This is a genomic window from Comamonas sp. FG99 (assembly GCF_057808605.1).
On sequence record NZ_JBMDII010000009.1, the window covers coordinates 1 to 17162 of the forward strand.

General features: G+C 64.5%; 14 protein-coding genes and 3 tRNA genes. 9 read left to right on the top strand and 8 right to left on the bottom strand.

Features of this window, described 5'->3' with window-relative positions; genetic code table 11:
- The first annotated feature begins 112 nt into the window (after nt 1-112).
- From ACODRX_RS07895 to ACODRX_RS07905, 3 genes are all read left to right on the top strand, one after another.
- Nucleotides 113-188 (top strand) — tRNA-Asn (locus ACODRX_RS07895).
- Nucleotides 189-246: 58 nt separating this feature from the next.
- Nucleotides 247-322, top strand: a tRNA-Asn gene (locus tag ACODRX_RS07900).
- A 58-nt stretch (nt 323-380) separates the two neighbouring features.
- Nucleotides 381-456 (top strand) — tRNA-Asn (locus ACODRX_RS07905).
- A gap of 48 nt (nt 457-504) precedes the next feature.
- Here the strand turns inward: ACODRX_RS07905 and ACODRX_RS07910 are convergent.
- Complete coding sequence (locus ACODRX_RS07910) at nt 505-843, bottom strand: hypothetical protein (protein WP_488870748.1); 339 nt, start codon at nt 841-843, stop codon at nt 505-507.
- A 252-nt stretch (nt 844-1095) separates the two neighbouring features.
- Here ACODRX_RS07910 and aat point away from each other — a divergent pair, with 252 nt between their 5' ends.
- Genes aat through ACODRX_RS07925 form a run of 3 tightly spaced genes read left to right on the top strand, consistent with a single transcriptional unit; the run spans nt 1096 to nt 3506 of the window.
- Nucleotides 1096-1881 carry a leucyl/phenylalanyl-tRNA--protein transferase gene (gene aat / locus ACODRX_RS07915; protein ID WP_488870750.1) on the top strand — a complete coding sequence of 262 codons (786 nt, stop codon included), beginning with the start codon at nt 1096-1098 and terminating at the stop codon, nt 1879-1881.
- Complete coding sequence (locus ACODRX_RS07920) at nt 1874-2665, top strand: arginyltransferase (RefSeq protein ID WP_488870752.1); 792 nt, start codon at nt 1874-1876, stop codon at nt 2663-2665. The genes aat and ACODRX_RS07920 overlap by 8 nt, the downstream gene beginning before the upstream one ends.
- Nucleotides 2666-2705: 40 nt before the next feature.
- On the top strand, nt 2706-3506 hold the full coding sequence (locus ACODRX_RS07925) for an IclR family transcriptional regulator (protein WP_488870753.1): 801 nt from the start codon (nt 2706-2708) through the stop codon (nt 3504-3506).
- 147 nt (nt 3507-3653) lie between these two features.
- Here the strand turns inward: ACODRX_RS07925 and pbpG are convergent, their stop codons facing one another.
- The 4 genes from pbpG to pssA form a co-directional block, all read right to left on the bottom strand.
- Nucleotides 3654-4832, bottom strand: a complete 1179-nt coding sequence (gene pbpG / locus ACODRX_RS07930; RefSeq protein ID WP_488870755.1) for a D-alanyl-D-alanine endopeptidase — start codon at nt 4830-4832, stop codon at nt 3654-3656.
- Between the two features lie 118 nt (nt 4833-4950).
- A complete protein-coding gene (locus ACODRX_RS07935) occupies nt 4951-6489 on the bottom strand; it encodes a 2-isopropylmalate synthase (protein WP_488870757.1) in 1539 nt (512 codons plus the stop codon).
- A 97-nt stretch (nt 6490-6586) separates the two neighbouring features.
- On the bottom strand, nt 6587-8266 hold the full coding sequence (leuA, locus tag ACODRX_RS07940; protein WP_488870758.1) for a 2-isopropylmalate synthase: 1680 nt from the start codon (nt 8264-8266) through the stop codon (nt 6587-6589).
- A 247-nt stretch (nt 8267-8513) separates the two neighbouring features.
- Nucleotides 8514-9377, bottom strand: a complete 864-nt coding sequence (gene pssA / locus ACODRX_RS07945) for a CDP-diacylglycerol--serine O-phosphatidyltransferase (protein WP_488870760.1) — start codon at nt 9375-9377, stop codon at nt 8514-8516.
- Nucleotides 9378-9870: 493 nt separating this feature from the next.
- Between pssA and ACODRX_RS07950 the strand changes: the two genes are divergently transcribed.
- The 3 genes from ACODRX_RS07950 to ACODRX_RS07960 are packed head-to-tail and all read left to right on the top strand — an operon-like array spanning nt 9871 to nt 13498.
- Nucleotides 9871-12162: a TonB-dependent hemoglobin/transferrin/lactoferrin family receptor gene (locus ACODRX_RS07950; RefSeq protein ID WP_488870761.1), complete on the top strand. Its 2292-nt coding sequence runs from the start codon at nt 9871-9873 to the stop codon at nt 12160-12162.
- 18 nt (nt 12163-12180) lie between these two features.
- Nucleotides 12181-12699: an EF-hand domain-containing protein gene (locus ACODRX_RS07955; RefSeq protein WP_488870763.1), complete on the top strand. Its 519-nt coding sequence runs from the start codon at nt 12181-12183 to the stop codon at nt 12697-12699.
- A gap of 4 nt (nt 12700-12703) precedes the next feature.
- Nucleotides 12704-13498: a DUF4198 domain-containing protein gene (locus ACODRX_RS07960; RefSeq protein ID WP_488870764.1), complete on the top strand. Its 795-nt coding sequence runs from the start codon at nt 12704-12706 to the stop codon at nt 13496-13498.
- Between the two features lie 80 nt (nt 13499-13578).
- Here ACODRX_RS07960 and ilvC read toward each other — a convergent pair whose 3' ends face one another.
- The 3 genes from ilvC to ACODRX_RS07975 form a co-directional block, all read right to left on the bottom strand.
- Nucleotides 13579-14595: a ketol-acid reductoisomerase gene (gene ilvC / locus ACODRX_RS07965; RefSeq protein WP_488870766.1), complete on the bottom strand. Its 1017-nt coding sequence runs from the start codon at nt 14593-14595 to the stop codon at nt 13579-13581.
- A 65-nt stretch (nt 14596-14660) separates the two neighbouring features.
- Nucleotides 14661-15152, bottom strand: coding sequence for an acetolactate synthase small subunit (gene ilvN, locus ACODRX_RS07970; protein WP_488870767.1), 492 nt, complete (start codon nt 15150-15152; stop codon nt 14661-14663).
- A gap of 136 nt (nt 15153-15288) precedes the next feature.
- Nucleotides 15289-17073: an acetolactate synthase 3 catalytic subunit gene (locus tag ACODRX_RS07975; protein ID WP_488870768.1), complete on the bottom strand. Its 1785-nt coding sequence runs from the start codon at nt 17071-17073 to the stop codon at nt 15289-15291.
- Between the last annotated feature and the right edge of the window lie 89 nt (nt 17074-17162).

Sequence of the window (17162 nt, forward strand, 5' to 3'; positions counted from 1 at the left end):
AGCGCCGGACTGTTAATCCGTAGGTCCCTGGTTCGAGCCCAGGTTGAGGAGCCAAGATTTTCGGTCCTGCAATCGCACAGGACCCGTGCAACACCATTGTCAGCCGACATATTCCTCAATAGCTCAGTCGGTAGAGCGCCGGACTGTTAATCCGTAGGTCCCTGGTTCGAGCCCAGGTTGAGGAGCCAAGATTTTCGGTCCTGCAATCGCACAGGACCCGTGCAACACCATTGTCAGCCGACATATTCCTCAATAGCTCAGTCGGTAGAGCGCCGGACTGTTAATCCGTAGGTCCCTGGTTCGAGCCCAGGTTGAGGAGCCAAGATTTTCGGTCCTGCAATCGCACAGGACCCGTGCAACACCATTGTCAGCCGACATATTCCTCAATAGCTCAGTCGGTAGAGCGCCGGACTGTTAATCCGTAGGTCCCTGGTTCGAGCCCAGGTTGAGGAGCCAGTACAAGCCTGCACTTCGGTGCAGGCTTTTTTCTTGCCTATTGCTCCATCAGGCAGCGCGCATCTGCCCCGGCAGGTCGCCTTCCGACGCCAGCGGCTTGATCACCCCCGAAGGCCGCTGCGGGCTGGGTGCATGGTGCTCCACGGAGCCGGCGGCTGCGCGGGCAGGCGGCATCCGGGCCTGGACTGCGTCCGCGCCAGCCTCCCAGGCGGCGATCTCCTGCTCCAGACGGCTGACGCGCTGCGCATACATCTCGGCCATGGCCTGGTAATGCTCGGCGGCTATCGAATGCTCCAGCATGGACATGCGGGCCTCTTCCAGATAAGCCCTGGCACGACGAATATGCTTGGGATCGGAAAGTTTGCCCACTCCTTTGAAAAACAACATGGCGACCTCCTAAATTGGGGCCGCGCCATTGATCGCGGCCCGGTTTCCATGGTTACAGCAAAGCCGGGGCGCGGCTGTAAGCAATTGCCTCGCCAGACCTCGGTTGACATGCTTTTGCAAACCCCGGCCCATTGCTCGCCGCGAAGCGGTTGAGCATGCCGCAAAACTGATAGCTGGATGCCCCATCTCGCCGCGCGCCCGCAGCCCTCGGGCAAAATGGCCCCCATCCCCCGACAGCATCCCGACCGTTGCATGACCACAACACCCGCGTCTCCCGCACTGTGCTGGCTGAGCGCAGGCGATCCCTTCCCCACGGCAGACGAAGCCTGGGGGCCCGACACCCCGCACCCCGGCCTGCTGGCCGCCGGCGGAGTGGTCGACAGCGCACACCTGAAAGCCGCCTACGCACAAGGTATTTTCCCGTGGTACAGCCCGCACTCGCCTCCGCTGTGGTGGTCGCCCGATCCGCGCATGGTGCTGCAGCCGCGCAACTTCCGGCTGCGCCGCTCGCTGGAGAAGCGCCTGCGCCAGTTTGCGCAAGACCCGGCGGCGCAGCTGCGCATCGACACCGCCTTCGCCCAGGTGATCGATGCCTGCAGCCGCATTCCACGCGCCGGCCAGGACGGCACCTGGATCGTCGAGGACATCAAGGCCGCCTACACCGATCTGCACCGCGAAGGCCTGGCCCACAGCGTGGAAGTCTGGCGCGGCGAGCGGCTGGTGGCGGGCCTGTATTGCGTGGCCATCGGCCGGGCCGTGTTCGGCGAATCCATGTTCACCACCGAAAGCGACGGCTCCAAGATCGCGTTGGCCGCGCTGGTGCAGCTGTGCCGGCGCCACCAGGTGGCCATGATCGACTGCCAGCAGAACACCCGGCACCTGGCCTTCATGGGCGGCGCCGAAGTGCCCCGCGAGCAATTTCTGGAGGCGGTGCGCGCCGGCATTGCCCTGGCGCCGATGCAATGGGAGTTTTCACGCGCGGATTGGGCTGACATAATCCCACTATCCGAAATCACATCTCCAATCGTGGATGAGTAGGCTCAACGAGCTCCCCCTGCAGACGCTCCAGTTCTATGCAACGGCCCCCTATCCGTGCAGCTACCTGGACGCACGCCTTGCCCGATCGCAAGTGGCAACGCCTAGCCACGCCATCCAGCAGGACGTGTATTCGGGCCTGATCCAGCAGGGCTTCCGGCGCAGCGGCCTGTTCACCTACCGGCCTTATTGCGACGGCTGCCAGGCCTGCGTTCCGCTGCGCATCAAGGCGCTGGAGTTCACGCCCAGCCGCAGCCAGCGCCGCGCCGGCGCCAGGCACCGGCAGCTGCAGGCCCGGGTGCTGCCGCTGAGCTTTCTGCGCGAGCACTACGACCTTTACCTGCGCTACCAGGCCACGCGCCATGCCGGCGGCGGCATGGACCACGATAGCGTCGAGCAGTATTCGCAGTTCATGCTGCAAAGCCGGGTGAATTCGCGGCTGGTGGAATTCCGTGAGCCACCCGCCCCGGATGCCGGCAACCCGGCACCCGCTCATGCGCTGGGCGCGCTGAAGATGGTGTCGATCATCGATGTGCTCAACGACGGCCTCTCAGCGGTCTACACCTTCTACGAATCCGACCCGGGCGCCAGCTACGGCACCTTCAACGTGCTCTGGCAGATAGAGCAATGCCGGGCCATGGGCCTGCCCTACCTGTACCTGGGCTACTGGATCGCCGAAAGCCCGAAGATGCGCTACAAGGCCGACTTCCACCCTTACGAGATCTACCGCCAGCAAGGCTGGATCACCCCACAAGAAACCAACGGCTCAGAGGCAGGCCGCGCCTGATGCATCAGGAGCCTCCCCTGCTCTCACCCCACATACCTGCATGACCAAGCCTTCCCCCGCCCCGACCTCCAAGCCCAGCGTACAGGTGATCGAGCGCATGTTCACGCTGCTCGACGTGCTGGCATCGCGCGAAGAGGCGGTCTCGCTGAAGGAGCTGAGCGAGATCACGGGCCTGCACCCGTCCACCACGCACCGCATCCTCAACGACCTGACCATCGGCCGCTTCGTGGACCGACCCGAATCCGGCAGCTACCGGCTCGGCATGCGCCTGCTGGAGCTGGGCAATCTGGTGAAGGCGCGCATCAACGTGCGCGAGGCGGCGCTGCAACCCATGCGCCGCCTGCACCTGGCGACCCAGCAGGCGGTGAACCTGAGCATGCGCCAGGGCGACGAGATCGTCTATGTGGAGCGCGCCTACAGCGAGCGCTCGGGCATGCAGGTGGTGCGCGCCATCGGCGGCCATGCGCCGCTGCACCTCACCTCGGCAGGCAAGCTCTTTCTGGCGGCGGAAGAGCCCGAGCGCGTGCGCGCCTACGCCATGCGCACCGGGCTTGCCGGCAATACCAAGAACAGCATCACCAACCTGGCCGTGCTCGAGCGCGAGCTGTCGAAGGCGCGGCAATACGGCATCGGCCGCGACAACGAGGAGCTGGAGCTGGGCGTGCGCTGCATGGCCGCCGGCATCCACGACGACCAGGGCCGGCTGGTCGCCGGGCTGTCGGTATCCGCACCCGCCGATCGCCTTGACGAGAACTGGATTCCGCGCCTGCAGGCCACGGCCAGCGAAATCTCCGAAGCCCTGGGCTACAGCGCCGAGCGCAGCCGCCAGCGGGCGCGCTGAAGGCCTGGGGCAATAAAAATGGCTCCCCACGCTCCCCACTGCGTTGGGTCGCTGCCCCTCCAAGAGGGGCGCTTTTTTATCTTGGGGCGGCCCGGCGATAAAAAACGCGAGCCCTTGGCTCGCGTTTGTCATGGGGTAGGCAGCGCCTCAATGCTTGGTGGCCACCAGCTCGCCATGGTGGCCTTCCAGCCAGGTGCGCACGCGCTCGGCATCGGCCAGCCGGCTGAACTTGCCGGCCGAATCCAGGAACACCATGATGAGCTTGCGTCCGGCCACCTGGGCCTGCATCACCAGGCAGCGCCCAGCCTCGTTGATGTAGCCGGTCTTCTGCAGGCCGATATTCCAGTCGGGGCTGCGCACCAGGCGGTTGGTGTTGTTGAACTGCAGCATGCGCTGGCCCACCTCCACCTCGTAGGAGCGCGAAGTGGTCAGCTCGCGCATCAGCGGGTCGGCATGCGCCACATTCACCAGCGTGGCCAGATCGCGCGCGCTCGATTGGTTGGAGCTGGACAGGCCGGTGGGCTCGACATAGCGTGTATCCGTCATGCCCAGGATGCGGGCCTTCAGGTTCATCTGGTAGACGAAGGACTGCAGGCCACCCGGATAGGTGCGGCCCAGCGCATGGGCGGCGCGGTTTTCGCTGGACATCAGCGCCAGGTGCAGCATTTCGCCACGGCTTAGCGTCGTGCCCACGCGCAGCCGCGAACTGCTGTTCTTCTCGGTATCCACATCGTCCTGGGTGATGGTGAGCATCTCATCCATCGACAACCCGGCTTGCGAAATGATCAGGCCGGTCATCAGCTTGGTGATGGAGGCAATCGGCAGCACGGCCTGGTCGTTCTTGCTGAAGAGCACCTCATGCGTGTCCTGGTCCATCACCAGGGCGACGCTCGATTTCAGCGACAGCGGGTCGCTCACGTCGTGCAGGCCGGCCATCTGGCCGAACGACATGCGCTCGGGAATGGTCACCGGCGCCGCCACCGCCACAGCCGCCGCATGCGCGCCGTGCTTGCGTAGCTTGGCCGTCAGCATCTTGTCGCCCTTGCCGCCCCCTTTACGCGCGCTGCGCTCGGCCACCTGGGTGTGCTTGCCGCCCTTCTTGGTGGTGGCCGCCACCTCCTTCTTGGCGCGGCCATTGCGCTCGCCCTTGGCCACGGCCACCTTCTTGGTCGGCTTGGCCGCCGCCTGCGTCTTGTGCGCCGAAGCAGCCACGGCCTTCTTCTTTTGAGCCGCCTGGGCAGCCGGCAGCGATACGCTCACCGTCAACGCCAAAATTGTAAAAATTTGCGAAAAACGACGTAAAACGCTGCGATTACGGGCTGCCATGGTGCTATCCCCAACAAGAAAACTGAGCTGCTATCACATATCTACAATTAAAAAATCGCGCAATTTCATGGAGTTACGCGATTCTTCAATTATTTAAGTGAGATTATATTCCGAAGCCTCAGCCTTGGGCAGCCACCCGCTCGGTTTGATCTTGTAACTTGTTCAATGCGCTGATGTAAGCCTTGGCCGACGCGACCACGATATCGGGGTCTGCGCCTACGCCATTGACGATCCGGCCGCTGCGCTGCAGGCGCACCGTCACCTCGCCCTGGCTCTCGGTGGATCCGCTGATGGCATTGACGGCATAGAGCACCATTTCCGCGCCACTGTGCACCTGCGACTCGATGGCCTTCATCGACGCATCCACCGGGCCATTGCCGGTGGCCGCGCCCTTGACCTCGGCGCCGTTGGCGACGAACACCACTTCGGCATGGGGCTGCTCGCCGGTCTCGCTCGATTGCGACAGCGACACCAGGCGGTAGATCTCGCCGCTGGCCTCGGCGCCTTCGGTGTTGACCAGCGCCAGGATGTCCTCGTCGAAGATCTCGCTCTTGCGGTCGGCCAGGTCCTTGAAGCGCGCGAAGGCGGCGTTGATCTCGCCCTCGCTGTCCATCACCACGCCCAGCTCCTGCAGGCGCTGCTTGAAGGCATTGCGGCCGGACAGCTTGCCCAGCACGATCTTGTTGGCCGACCAGCCCACATCCTCGGCGCGCATGATCTCGTAGGTGTCGCGGGCCTTGAGCACGCCGTCCTGGTGGATGCCGGAGGCATGCGCGAAGGCGTTCGCGCCCACCACGGCCTTGTTGGGCTGCACCACGAAGCCGGTGGTCTGGCTGACCATCTTGCTGATGCCCACGATATGCTGCGGATCGATGTTCAGGTCGAGTCCGAAATAGTCCTTGCGGGTCTTGACCGCCATCACGATCTCTTCGAGCGAGCAGTTGCCCGCGCGCTCGCCCAGGCCATTGATCGTGCATTCGATCTGGCGCGCGCCGCCCAGCTTCACGCCGGCCAGCGAGTTGGCCACCGCCATGCCCAGGTCGTCATGGCAGTGCACCGACCAGATGGCCTTGTCGCTGTTGGGGATGCGCTCGCGCAGGCTTCGGATGAACTCGCCATACATCTCGGGCACCGCATAGCCCACGGTGTCGGGCACGTTGATGGTGGTCGCGCCTTCGTTGATCACCGCCTCGAAGACCCGGCACAGGAAGTCGGGATCGCTGCGCGAGGCGTCCTCGGCGCTGAACTCCACATCGCCGCAGAGGTTGCGCGCAAAGCGCACCGACAGCCGCGACTGCTCGAACACCTCGTCGGCCGACATGCGCAGCTTCTTTTCCATGTGCAGCGGGCTAGTGGCGATGAAGGTGTGGATGCGCGCGCGGTTGGCGGGCTTGAGCGCCTCGGCCGCGCGGGCGATGTCGCGGTCGTTGGCGCGCGCCAGCGAGCAGATGGTGGAGTCCTTGATGGCCGCGGCGATGGCCTGCACACACTCGAAATCGCCATTCGAGCTGGCGGCGAAGCCCGCCTCGATCACATCCACGCGCAGGCGCTCCAACTGGCGCGCGATGCGCAGCTTCTCGTCCTTGGTCATCGACGCGCCAGGGGATTGCTCGCCGTCGCGCAAGGTGGTGTCGAAAATAATCAGTTGGTCGCTCATCGTGTCAATCTCCAATGGGTATGCATGCTTTTGCTGCCGGAGGCCGGAGCTGGCCGCGCTGGACCCCGCCAAGCCTAATCCGGCAGTTTAAGCGCTTTCACGCCCCGGCGGCCTGCTCCTCGGGCTGCACGATCTGCGCGCTGCGCTGCAGGCCGCTCAGCACCGCGCGGATCGCGGCCTGGGTGATGTTGCTGTCCATGCCGATGCCGTGCAGCGTCTCGCCGTCGCCGATGCGCAATTCCACATAGGCGGCCGCCTGGGCACCGGCGCCCGAGGCGATCGCATGCTCGTGGTAGTCGAGCACCGCGACCGGCGTGCCGAACACCGTGGACGCGGCATTGACGAAGGCCTCCAGCGGGCCGTTGCCCACGCCCTGCACCGGATAGGTCACCCCGCCCCAGTGCATGTCGCCCGAGATGCTGACCTGCGAGCCATCGTCCGCGATGCGGCATTGCGACAGGCTGCGGGTCGAGGTGACGCGGTATTCCCGGTCCACCAACTGCCAGATGTCGCCGGCGGTGAACTCCTTGCCCTCCACGTCCATCGCGCGCTGCACCACCTGGCTGAGCTCAATCTGCAGGCGGCGCGGCATCACGAGGCCGTGGCTTTCCTCAAGCAGGTACGAGATGCCGCCCTTGCCCGACTGGCTGTTGACACGGATCACCGCTTCGTAGCTGCGGCCCAGGTCCTTCGGATCAATGGGCAGGTAGGGCATCTCCCAGATGTCGCCCTCCTTGCGCGCCGCAAAGCCCTTCTTGATCGCATCCTGGTGCGAGCCGGAAAACGAGGTGTAGACCAGTTCGCCCACATAGGGATGGCGCGGCGACAGCGGCAGCTGGTTGCAGTGCTCGACCTCGGCGCGAATCGCATCGATGCTCGAGAAATCGAGTTCGGGCGATACGCCCTGCACATACATGTTCAAGGCCACGTTGACGATGTCGAGGTTGCCCGTACGCTCGCCGTTGCCAAAGAGGCAGCCTTCCACCCGGTGCGCGCCGGCCATGATGGCGAACTCGGCCGCCGCGGTGCCCGTGCCGCGGTCGTTGTGCGGATGCACCGACAGCACCACCTCGGGCCGGCTCTTGAAGCGGCGCGCCATCCACTCGATCTGGTCGGCGAAGATGTTCGGCGTGGCGTTCTCCACCGTGGTGGGCAGATTCAGGATGATGGGCCGGCCCTTGCCCCAGGCCTCAATGGCGGTCTCGCAGGCCTCAAGCGACACCTCCAGCTCGGCCAGCGAGAAGCACTCGGGCGAATACTGCAGCACCCATTCGGTCTCGGGGCGCGCGTCGGTGAGCTCCTTCAACTGGCTGACGTGGGTGCGCACCAGGTTCATCACCTCGGGCACCGACATGTTGAAGACCACCTTGCGCCAAGTGGGCGCCACCGCGTTGTAGATGTGGACGATGGCGCGGGGCGCGCCGCGCACCGCGTCGACCGTGCGCTCCAGCAATTCGGAGCGGGCGGGCGACATTACCTGGATCGTGACGTCGTCGGGGATGCGGCCCTCTTCGATCAGCTTGCGCACGAAGTCGAATTCGATCTGCGAAGCGGCCGGAAAGCCCACCTCGATTTCCTTGAACCCGATCTTCACCAGCAACTCGAACATGCGCAGCTTGCGTGCCAGGTCCATGGGCTCGATCAAGGCCTGGTTGCCGTCGCGCAGGTCGGTGGACAGCCAGATCGGAGCCTTGGTGATCTGGGCGTCGGGCCAGGTGCGGTCACGCAATTGGATGCCGGGAAAAGCTCGGTACTTGGCTGCTGGGTTCTTCAACATGATGGATGGTCTTTCTCAAATCATGGGTGGCGATTCAGAGACCAGCAACCTGCAAAAACAATTCGGCCCGTTGCTGGTGCTAACGGGCCGATAGGATTGGTACTTGCTTGTCGTACCTGCTGACTGTCGTTGGTACGCGCGCTACCGCCTCTGCCCGTGGGACATCAGTAGTAGAGCTAGAGACAGGTTTTGCATGCGGCCCACTGTACCACAGCTGCTGCGCTGCGCAAGCCGTGCATGCAAAAAATCAATCATCATGCAGGCCGCGTTCGTCGGGCTCGTCCTTGGAGGTCGCGACGATGCTGACCGGATGTCCCTTGGCCTTGCGCCAGGCATAGATCGCATAGCCCGACAGCGAGTAGCCGACGAAGATCAGGAACAGCATGGTCGCGGGCTCGATGCTGACCACGCCGATCAGCAGCGCGATCACCACCAGGATCACGAAGGGCACGCTGCGGCGGCCGCCGAAGTCCTTGAAGCTGTAGTACGGGATGTTGGTCACCATCGTCAGGCCGGCGAACATGGTGACGGCGAACATGATCCAGCTCAGGTCCTCGCGGCTGGCGGGCAGGCCGCCGAACAGCGAGATCACGTCGCCGAACAGCGGCACGTCGCGGTGCGACACCAGCAGCGCGCTGGTCAGCCAGATGAAGCCCGCCACCAGCGCAGCCGCGGCCGGCGACGGCAGGCCCTGGAAGTAGCGCTTGTCGACCACGCCGGTGTTGACGTTGAAGCGCGCCAGGCGCAGCGCGCCGCAGGCACAGTACACGAAGGCCGCGATCCAGCCCCAGCGGCCCAGCGGCCGCAGCGCCCACTCGTAGGCGATCAGCGCCGGCGCGGCGCCGAACGACACCATGTCCGACAGCGAGTCCATCTGCTCGCCGAAGGCGCTTTGGGTATGCGTCATGCGGGCCACCCGGCCATCCAGACTGTCGAGCACCATGGCGCAGAACACGCCGACGGCAGCGGACTCGAAGCGGCCGTTCATCGCCATCACGATGGCGTAGAAGCCGCCGAACAACGCCGCCAGCGTGAACAGATTGGGCAGTATGTAAATCCCCTTGCGGCGCCGGCGCGGCAGCGGTTCGTCCAGGAATGGGTCTTCAGACATCAAATACAACTCCAGGGCCGGCCGCATGGGCCCGGCCGGCTACGGGAAACATGGCCACCAATGGCGATGGCAAGGGCTGCAGTGTAGTCAATCGCAGGCGCAGTAGGCATTGTCACGCGCATCGACTTTCCGCAGAAGCCCGCGCCCACACCTCCATTCATGGCAAAAAAGCCACGCCCGCGCACTCAGAACCACGCGATAGCGCGTCAATACCGCAAAACAAATGAGAATCAATATTATTCAATGCTAAGATTTGTGCTGCAGCCAGAAAGCCCAATGGCGCGTGCATCCATGCCCGACACGCACGCAGGGTATCCAGCCGACAACCCTTTTGCGACTTGCGCAAGCAGCAGTTTGCAAGCCGGCCGGCGGCGCGGCTGGCCCTGCTTTCGCCTGCGCAAGCTCCGCCCATCCATTGAACCCTATGGCCCATAGCTTGCATGCGGACACCTTGCGGTCCCGCTCCGATCACCTCCCGTTTCCCCAGCATCGTTTGCGGCCCCTGGCACATGCGGCGCTGCTCGCCCTGCTGTCGGCACCCGCCTGGTCCCAGCAGGCACCGAACGCCGAGCCGGTACAGACCATACAGCTGCCGCAGGTGGATGTGGTGGCAGAGGCCGAGCGCACGCCCGGCACCCTCACCACCGTGAGCGGCGAGGCGCTGGAGCAGGCCAACAACATGAAGGACGTGGTGCGCAACCAACCCCTGGTGTCCGCCCCGGGGACCGCCGCCGGCACCAGCCGCAACCGCAGCAGCTTCGACCGCTCGGGCACCACGGGCTACAACATCCGCGGCATCGAAGGCAACCGCGTCGGCATGGATGTGGACGGGGTGGAAATGCCCGACGCCACCACCCGCCCCTACGTGAGCCGCGCGGGCGCCAACACCTTCGGCGTGGGGCGCGACTTCATCGACCCGGAGATGTTCTCGTCGGTCGGCATCCAGTCGGGCACGACGACGGCCAGGCGCTCGGCGGGCGGCATCGGCGGCGCGGTGAGCTTTCGCACCAAGTCGGCGCTGGACTATCTGAAAGGCGACAAGACCCGCTATTTCGGCGGCAAGCTGGGCTACGATTCGGCCGACCGTTCTTGGAACGAAAGCATCACCGCCGCCGGCCGCAGCGGCGGCTTCGATGGCTTGATCGCCTATTCGCACCGCGACGGCAAGCAGCTGCGCAACAACAGCAGCGTAGTGGGCAGCATGCCCAACGACTGGCGCTCCGACGCGCTGCTGCTCAAGGGCGGCATGCAGGTCGATGGCAGCAACCGCCTGGAACTGTCGGCCGACCTGTACCGGCGCAACAACCAGACCCTGTTCTACGGCTGGGACACGAACAACGCCAACATCGTCCAGTCGAACCGGCAGGACAGCGACACCAGCCGCAACACGCTGCAGCTCTCGCACCTGTGGACCCCGGCCCATGCCTTCGTCGATCAGCTGGACACGCGCGTGTACTTCCAGAACACCGACACCAAGGACGTGACCGACTCCACCACGCTGGCAAACAACAGCATGGTGCGCAACCTGTCCCAGAACAAAACCCGCACCTGGGGATTTTCGAGCACCGCCGACAAGCGCTTCGACCGCCACCGGCTGAGCTTTGGCGTCAATGCCTCGACGCAGGACGTGGACCGCCCCTGGAACGTGGACGGATACATGAAGCCCCAGCCCGACACGACCACCACCCGGCTCGGGGCCTTCGTGCAGGACGACATCGGCTTCGATGTGGGCGGCAGGCGGCTGGGCGTGATCCCCGCGCTGCGCGTGGACTGGGTGCAGATCGAACCACGCGACCTGAGCAACTTCGTCTCCGGCGTGCTGACCGAGGCCGATGTGGAAAAGGCCTACGGCAAGAAGACCTCCAACACCATCTACAGCCCGAGCCTGGGCCTGACCTACGACCTGGCGCCGCGCTTCATGGCCTATGCGCAATACAAGCACAGCGGCCGCGCGCCGTCGCCCGGCGAGATCTTCGGCTCCTGGAACATGGCCAGCAACTACAACACCGGCAACCAGTACGCGCTGGTGGGCAACCCCAACCTCAAGCCCGAGAGCAGCAACGCCTTCGAGCTGGGGCTCAAGGGCTCGCCCATGGCCGGCGTGGCGCTGAACACCTCGCTGTTCTATACCCGCTACAAGGACTTTATCGCCTACACCCGCTATCTGCGCGGCAGCGCGCCGTCGATGTTCACCAACATACCGGCGCACATCGGCACCATCTACCAGGCGGAAAACCGCGACGAGGCGACGATCTATGGCTTTGAGCTGAGCGCGCGGCTGGACCATGGGCAGTGGAGCCCGGCCGCCAAGGGCCTGTACACCACCTGGGCGCTGGGCCTGAGCCGCGGCACCTCCCAGTCCTACTACCAAGGCGACAAGAAAGTGCCGCTGGAGACCGTGCTCCCCCGCAAGGCCATCATCGGCGTGGGCTACGACGCCCCGGCAAAGCAGTGGGGCATGAACCTGACCGGCACCTTCGTCGCCGGCAAGCGCGCCACCGCCACCAATCGCGACAGCTACATGAACGCCGGCAGCGCCCTCACCGACTCCTCGATCGTGCTGTTCCGGGCGCCGGGCTACGCGGTGTTCGACCTGGCGGGCTATTGGCAGCTCTCCAAGAACGCCCGCCTCAATGCCGGCATCTACAACATCGGCGACAAGCGCTACTGGGACTATTCCAGCAGCCGCAGCCTGCAGCCCAATGTGCCGCGCGACCAGCGCGACATCGAGCTGCTGAGCAGCCCGGGCCGCACCTTCGCCGTTTCGCTGAATGTCAATTTCTGAACCTGAAAGGACCTCACCATGAACCACCTCACCCGCACCGCCGCCCGCTGGGCCGCCGTGGCCTGCGCCGCGGGCCTGCTGGCCGCCTGCGCATCGAGCGACGCAGGCAAGGCCGCAGCGGCAAGCGCAGCCACCACCAGCCCCGCCCGCCCGGTCGGCGGCCACGGCCACAATGCATTCATCGGCAGCTACGATGCCAACCGCGATGGCACCGTCACCCGCGACGAGTACGACACCGTGCGCAAGCAGCGCTTCGTCGCCGCCGACACCAACCGTGACGGCTGGCTCAGCGAGACCGAGTACGTGACCGAATTCGAGGGCCGGCTGAAGGCCGAATACCAGGCCCAGAACCGCCAGCCCGACAAGCAGTACGAAGGCTCGATGAAGCAGGCCCATGTGCGCTTCGGCATCCTCGACACCAACAAGGACGGCAAGCTGAGCATCGAGGAAGAGATCGCGATCGCCGGCAAGACCTTCAAGAATGCCGACCGCAACGGCGACGGCGTGGTCAACGCCGCCGACATGGCAGGCCAGTAAGACCATGCAGGCACACCGTCTTCTTGCGGCACTGGCGGCTGCGTTCGCGCTGGGCGCCCATGCCCACACGCCCTACCTGCTGCCGGCGGCTTTCGACGCGCAGCCCAAATCCACCATCAGCGTGGATGCCAGCTTCACCGAGAAATTCTTCATTCCCGAGGTGGCCTTCGGCAGCACGCCCTTCACCATCACCACTCCCAGCGGGCAAAGCCTGCCGTTCTCGGACATCCACCAGTTCAAGACCCGCACCGTCGCCGAGCAAAAGCTGCCCGATGAAAAGGGCACCTACCGGCTGAGCACCGGCCCGAGGCTGGGCGCCATCTTCCGCGCCTGGGAGCGCAACGGCAAGACCGAGGTGGCGCGCGACCCGAACCAGCCGCTGCCCGAAGGCGCCAAGCTGACCGCACACTACCAGTCGCTGTCCATCTCCGAAGCCTATGTGACCGCCGGCGCGCCCACGCGCACCGCGCTGGCGCCGTACGCCAAGGGGCTGGAGATCGTGCCCGGCACGCATCCGAGCGACCTCTTCGCGGGCGAGAAATTCGAGTTCAGCGTGCAATTCGATGGCCAGCCGCTGGCGAACCAGAAAGTGGACATCTACCGTTCGCCGATGGACCTGTCGAGCCAGCACAGCGCCGAAAGCCTGAAGACCGACGCGCAGGGCCGCATCGCCTGGACACCGGCCAAGTCCGGCCTCTACCTCGCGCTGGTGCGCCACCGCGCGCCGGCTCCCGCAGGCGCCGCCGCGCCGATGTATGGCCACAACTACACGCTGAGCTTGCGCGTGCTGGACCAGTAAGCCCTTCGGCTGACGCCCTAAAAAAACAAAGGGCCATTGCCTTCGCAATGGCCCTTTGCGCTGCCGCAGCGCGGTGCAGATCAGTTGCGGGTCTGGTCCACCAGCTTGTTCTTGGCGATCCAGGGCATCATTGCGCGCAGTTGGCCACCCACCTTTTCGATCTGGTGATCGGCGGTGTTGCGGCGGCGGGCCGTCATCGCGGGGTAGTTCAGGCGGCCTTCCTGGATGAACATCTTGGCGTAGTCGCCGTTCTGGATGCGCTTCAAGGCATTGCGCATGGCCACGCGCGACTGCTCGTTGATGACTTCAGGGCCGGTCACGTACTCGCCGAACTCGGCGTTGTTCGAGATCGAGTAGTTCATGTTGGCGATGCCGCCTTCGTAGATCAGGTCCACGATGAGCTTGAGCTCGTGCAGGCACTCGAAATAGGCCATCTCGGGCGCGTAGCCAGCTTCCACCAGGGTCTCGAAGCCCATCTTCACCAGTTCGACCGCGCCGCCGCACAGCACGGCTTGCTCGCCGAACAAGTCGGTCTCGGTCTCTTCCTTGAAGTCGGTCTCGATGATGCCGGCCTTGCCGCCGCCGTTGGCCATGGCATAGGACAGCGCCAGGTCGCGGGCCTTGCCGCTCTTGTCCTGGTGCACCGCGATCAGGTGGGGCACGCCGCCGCCCTGAGTGTATGTGTTGCGCACGGTGTGGCCGGGGGCCTTGGGAGCCACCATCCACACGTCCAGGTCGGCGCGCGGGATCACCTGGTTGTAGTGCACGTTGAAGCCATGGGCGAACACCAGCGAAGCGCCCTGCTTGATATTGTCCTTGACGTTCTCGGTGTAGACCTTGGCGATGTCCTCGTCGGGCAGCAGGATCATGACTACGTCGGCCGCCTTGACCGCATCGTTCACTTCCATGACCGTCAGGCCGGCCTTCTCGGCCTTGGGCCAGGAGGCGCCGCCCTTGCGCAGGCCGACCACCACCTTCACGCCGCTGTCGTTCAGGTTCTGGGCGTGGGCATGGCCCTGGCTGCCGTAGCCGATGATGGCGACGGTCTTGCCCTTGATGAGGGACAGATCACAGTCCTTGTCGTAGAAAACTTTCATGTTGGCTCCTGATGAATCGGAAAATTCGGGGGTGAAGAAAAGAAAACTGCGTGGCAAAGCCTGGCTTATACGCGCAGGATGCGTTCGCCGCGGCCAATGCCGCTGGAGCCCGTGCGCACGGTCTCCAGGATGGCACTGCGCTCGATGGCGTTCAGGAAGGCGTCGTTCTTGGACTGATCGCCGGTGATTTCGATGGTGTAGCTCTTCTCGGTGACGTCGATGATGCGGCCGCGGAAGATGTCGGCCATGCGCTTCATCTCCTCGCGCTCCTTGCCCACGGCGCGCACCTTGACCATCATCAGCTCGCGCTCGGTGTAGGCGCCTTCGGTCAGGTCAACCACCTTGACCACCTCGATCAGCCGGTTCAGGTGCTTGGTGATCTGCTCGATCACGTCGTCCGAGCCGGCGGTGGTGATGGTCATGCGCGACAGCGAGGCATCCTCGGTGGGCGCCACGGTCAGCGACTCGATGTTGTAGCCACGGGCCGAGAAAAGCGCCACCACACGGGACAGCGCACCGGGTTCGTTCTCCAGCAGAACGGCAATGATGTGTTTCATGAGAGAAGATTCCTCTTTTCGCTGCCCTCCCCCAGCACCGGTAAGCACTGGGCTTGGCAGACAATAGATTCGTCAAAAAATACTATGCAAAGAAGCGCGGCCCGCACCTGCCGAGCCGGCGCCGGCAGCAGCCTCTTTAAAGATCCTCGGCCCCCAGCAGCATTTCGGTGATGCCCTTGCCGGCCTGCACCATCGGGAACACGTTCTCGGTGGGGTCGGTGCGGAAGTCGAGGAACACGCTCTTGCGCTCTTCGCGCGCGATGCGGCGCGCCTCTCGCAGCGCGGCCTCCACGTCCTGGGGCTTCTCGATGAGCATGCCCACGTGGCCATAGGCCTCGGCCAGCTTCACGAAATCGGGCAGCGAATCCATGTAGCTGTGGCTGTAGCGGCCCGAGTACTCGATCTCCTGCCACTGGCGCACCATGCCCAGGTAGCGGTTGTTCAACGAGCAGATGATGATCGGCGTCTCGTACTGGCGGCAGGTGGCCAACTCCTGGATGCACATCTGCACCGAGCCTTCGCCGGTGATGCAGAACACCTCGCTGTCGGGCTTGGCGAGCTTGATGCCCATGGCGTACGGGATGCCCACGCCCATGGTGCCCAGGCCGCCCGAGTTGATCCAGCGGCGCGACTCATCGAAACGGTAGTATTGCGCAGCCCACATCTGGTGCTGGCCCACGTCGGAGGTGATGTAGGTGTCCGCATCCTTGGTCATGTTCCACAGCGTCTCGACCACGTACTGCGGCTTGATGACCTCGGTGTTCTCGCGGTCGTAGCGCAGGCAGTCGCGGCTGCGCCAGCCCTCGATGGTCTTCCACCAGGCCTCGAGCGCGGCGGCATCGGGCCGGGCAGTGGCCTCGCGGATCATCGCGATCAGCTCGGTGAGCACTTCCTTCACATCGCCGACGATGGGCACATCGACGCGCACGCGCTTGGAGATGCTGGACGGATCGACGTCCACATGGATGATCTTGCGCTCGGGCACCGACATGAAGTGCTTGGGATTGCCGATCACGCGGTCGTCGAAGCGCGCGCCCACGGCCAGCAGCACGTCGCAGTTCTGCATGGCGTTGTTGGCCTCGATCGTGCCGTGCATGCCCAGCATGCCCAGGAACTTGCGGTCCGAAGCCGGATAGGCGCCCAGGCCCATCAGCGTGTGGGTCACGGGATAGCCCAGCATGTCCACCAGCGTGCGCAGCTCTTTTTCGGCGCCGCTCAGCAACACGCCGCCACCGGTATAGATATAGGGGCGCTTGGCCGACAGCAGCAGCTGCAGCGCCTTGCGGATCTGGCCGCTGTGCCCCTTCTTCACCGGGTTGTACGAGCGCATCTCCACCGTCTGCGGATAGCCGCTGTACAGCACCTTCTTGAACGACACGTCCTTCGGGATGTCGACCACCACCGGGCCGGGACGGCCGGTGCGCGCCACATGGAAGGCCTTCTTCATCGTAGCCGCCAGGTCGCGCACGTCCTTGACCAGGAAATTGTGCTTGACGATGGGGCGGGTGATGCCGACGGTGTCGCATTCCTGGAAGGCATCAAGGCCGATCGCCGCGGTGGGCACCTGGCCCGAGACGATCACCATCGGGATGCTGTCCATGTAAGCAGTGGCAATACCGGTGACCGCATTGGTCAGGCCGGGGCCGGACGTGACCAGCGCCACGCCCACATCGCCCGTGGCACGGGCGTAGCCGTCGGCCGCATGCACCGCCGCCTGTTCATGGCGCACGAGCACATGCTGCATGGTGTCCTGCTTGTACAGGGCATCGTAGATATAGAGAACGGCGCCGCCCGGGTAGCCCCAGATGTACTTCACGCCTTCGGCCTGCAGTGCCTTGACCAGCACTTCGGCGCCCATCAATTCCTGGGGTTGCTGCGCGGCAGCGGCTGCTGAGGAGAGTTCAGCTTTGGACATTTCCATGATCAACCTTTGCGAATTTCTCTAACGAAAAACCTAGGGTGCCCCTTGCGCAGCTCTTGTGAAGCCCACTCGGAACTTGAGGCCAAGGA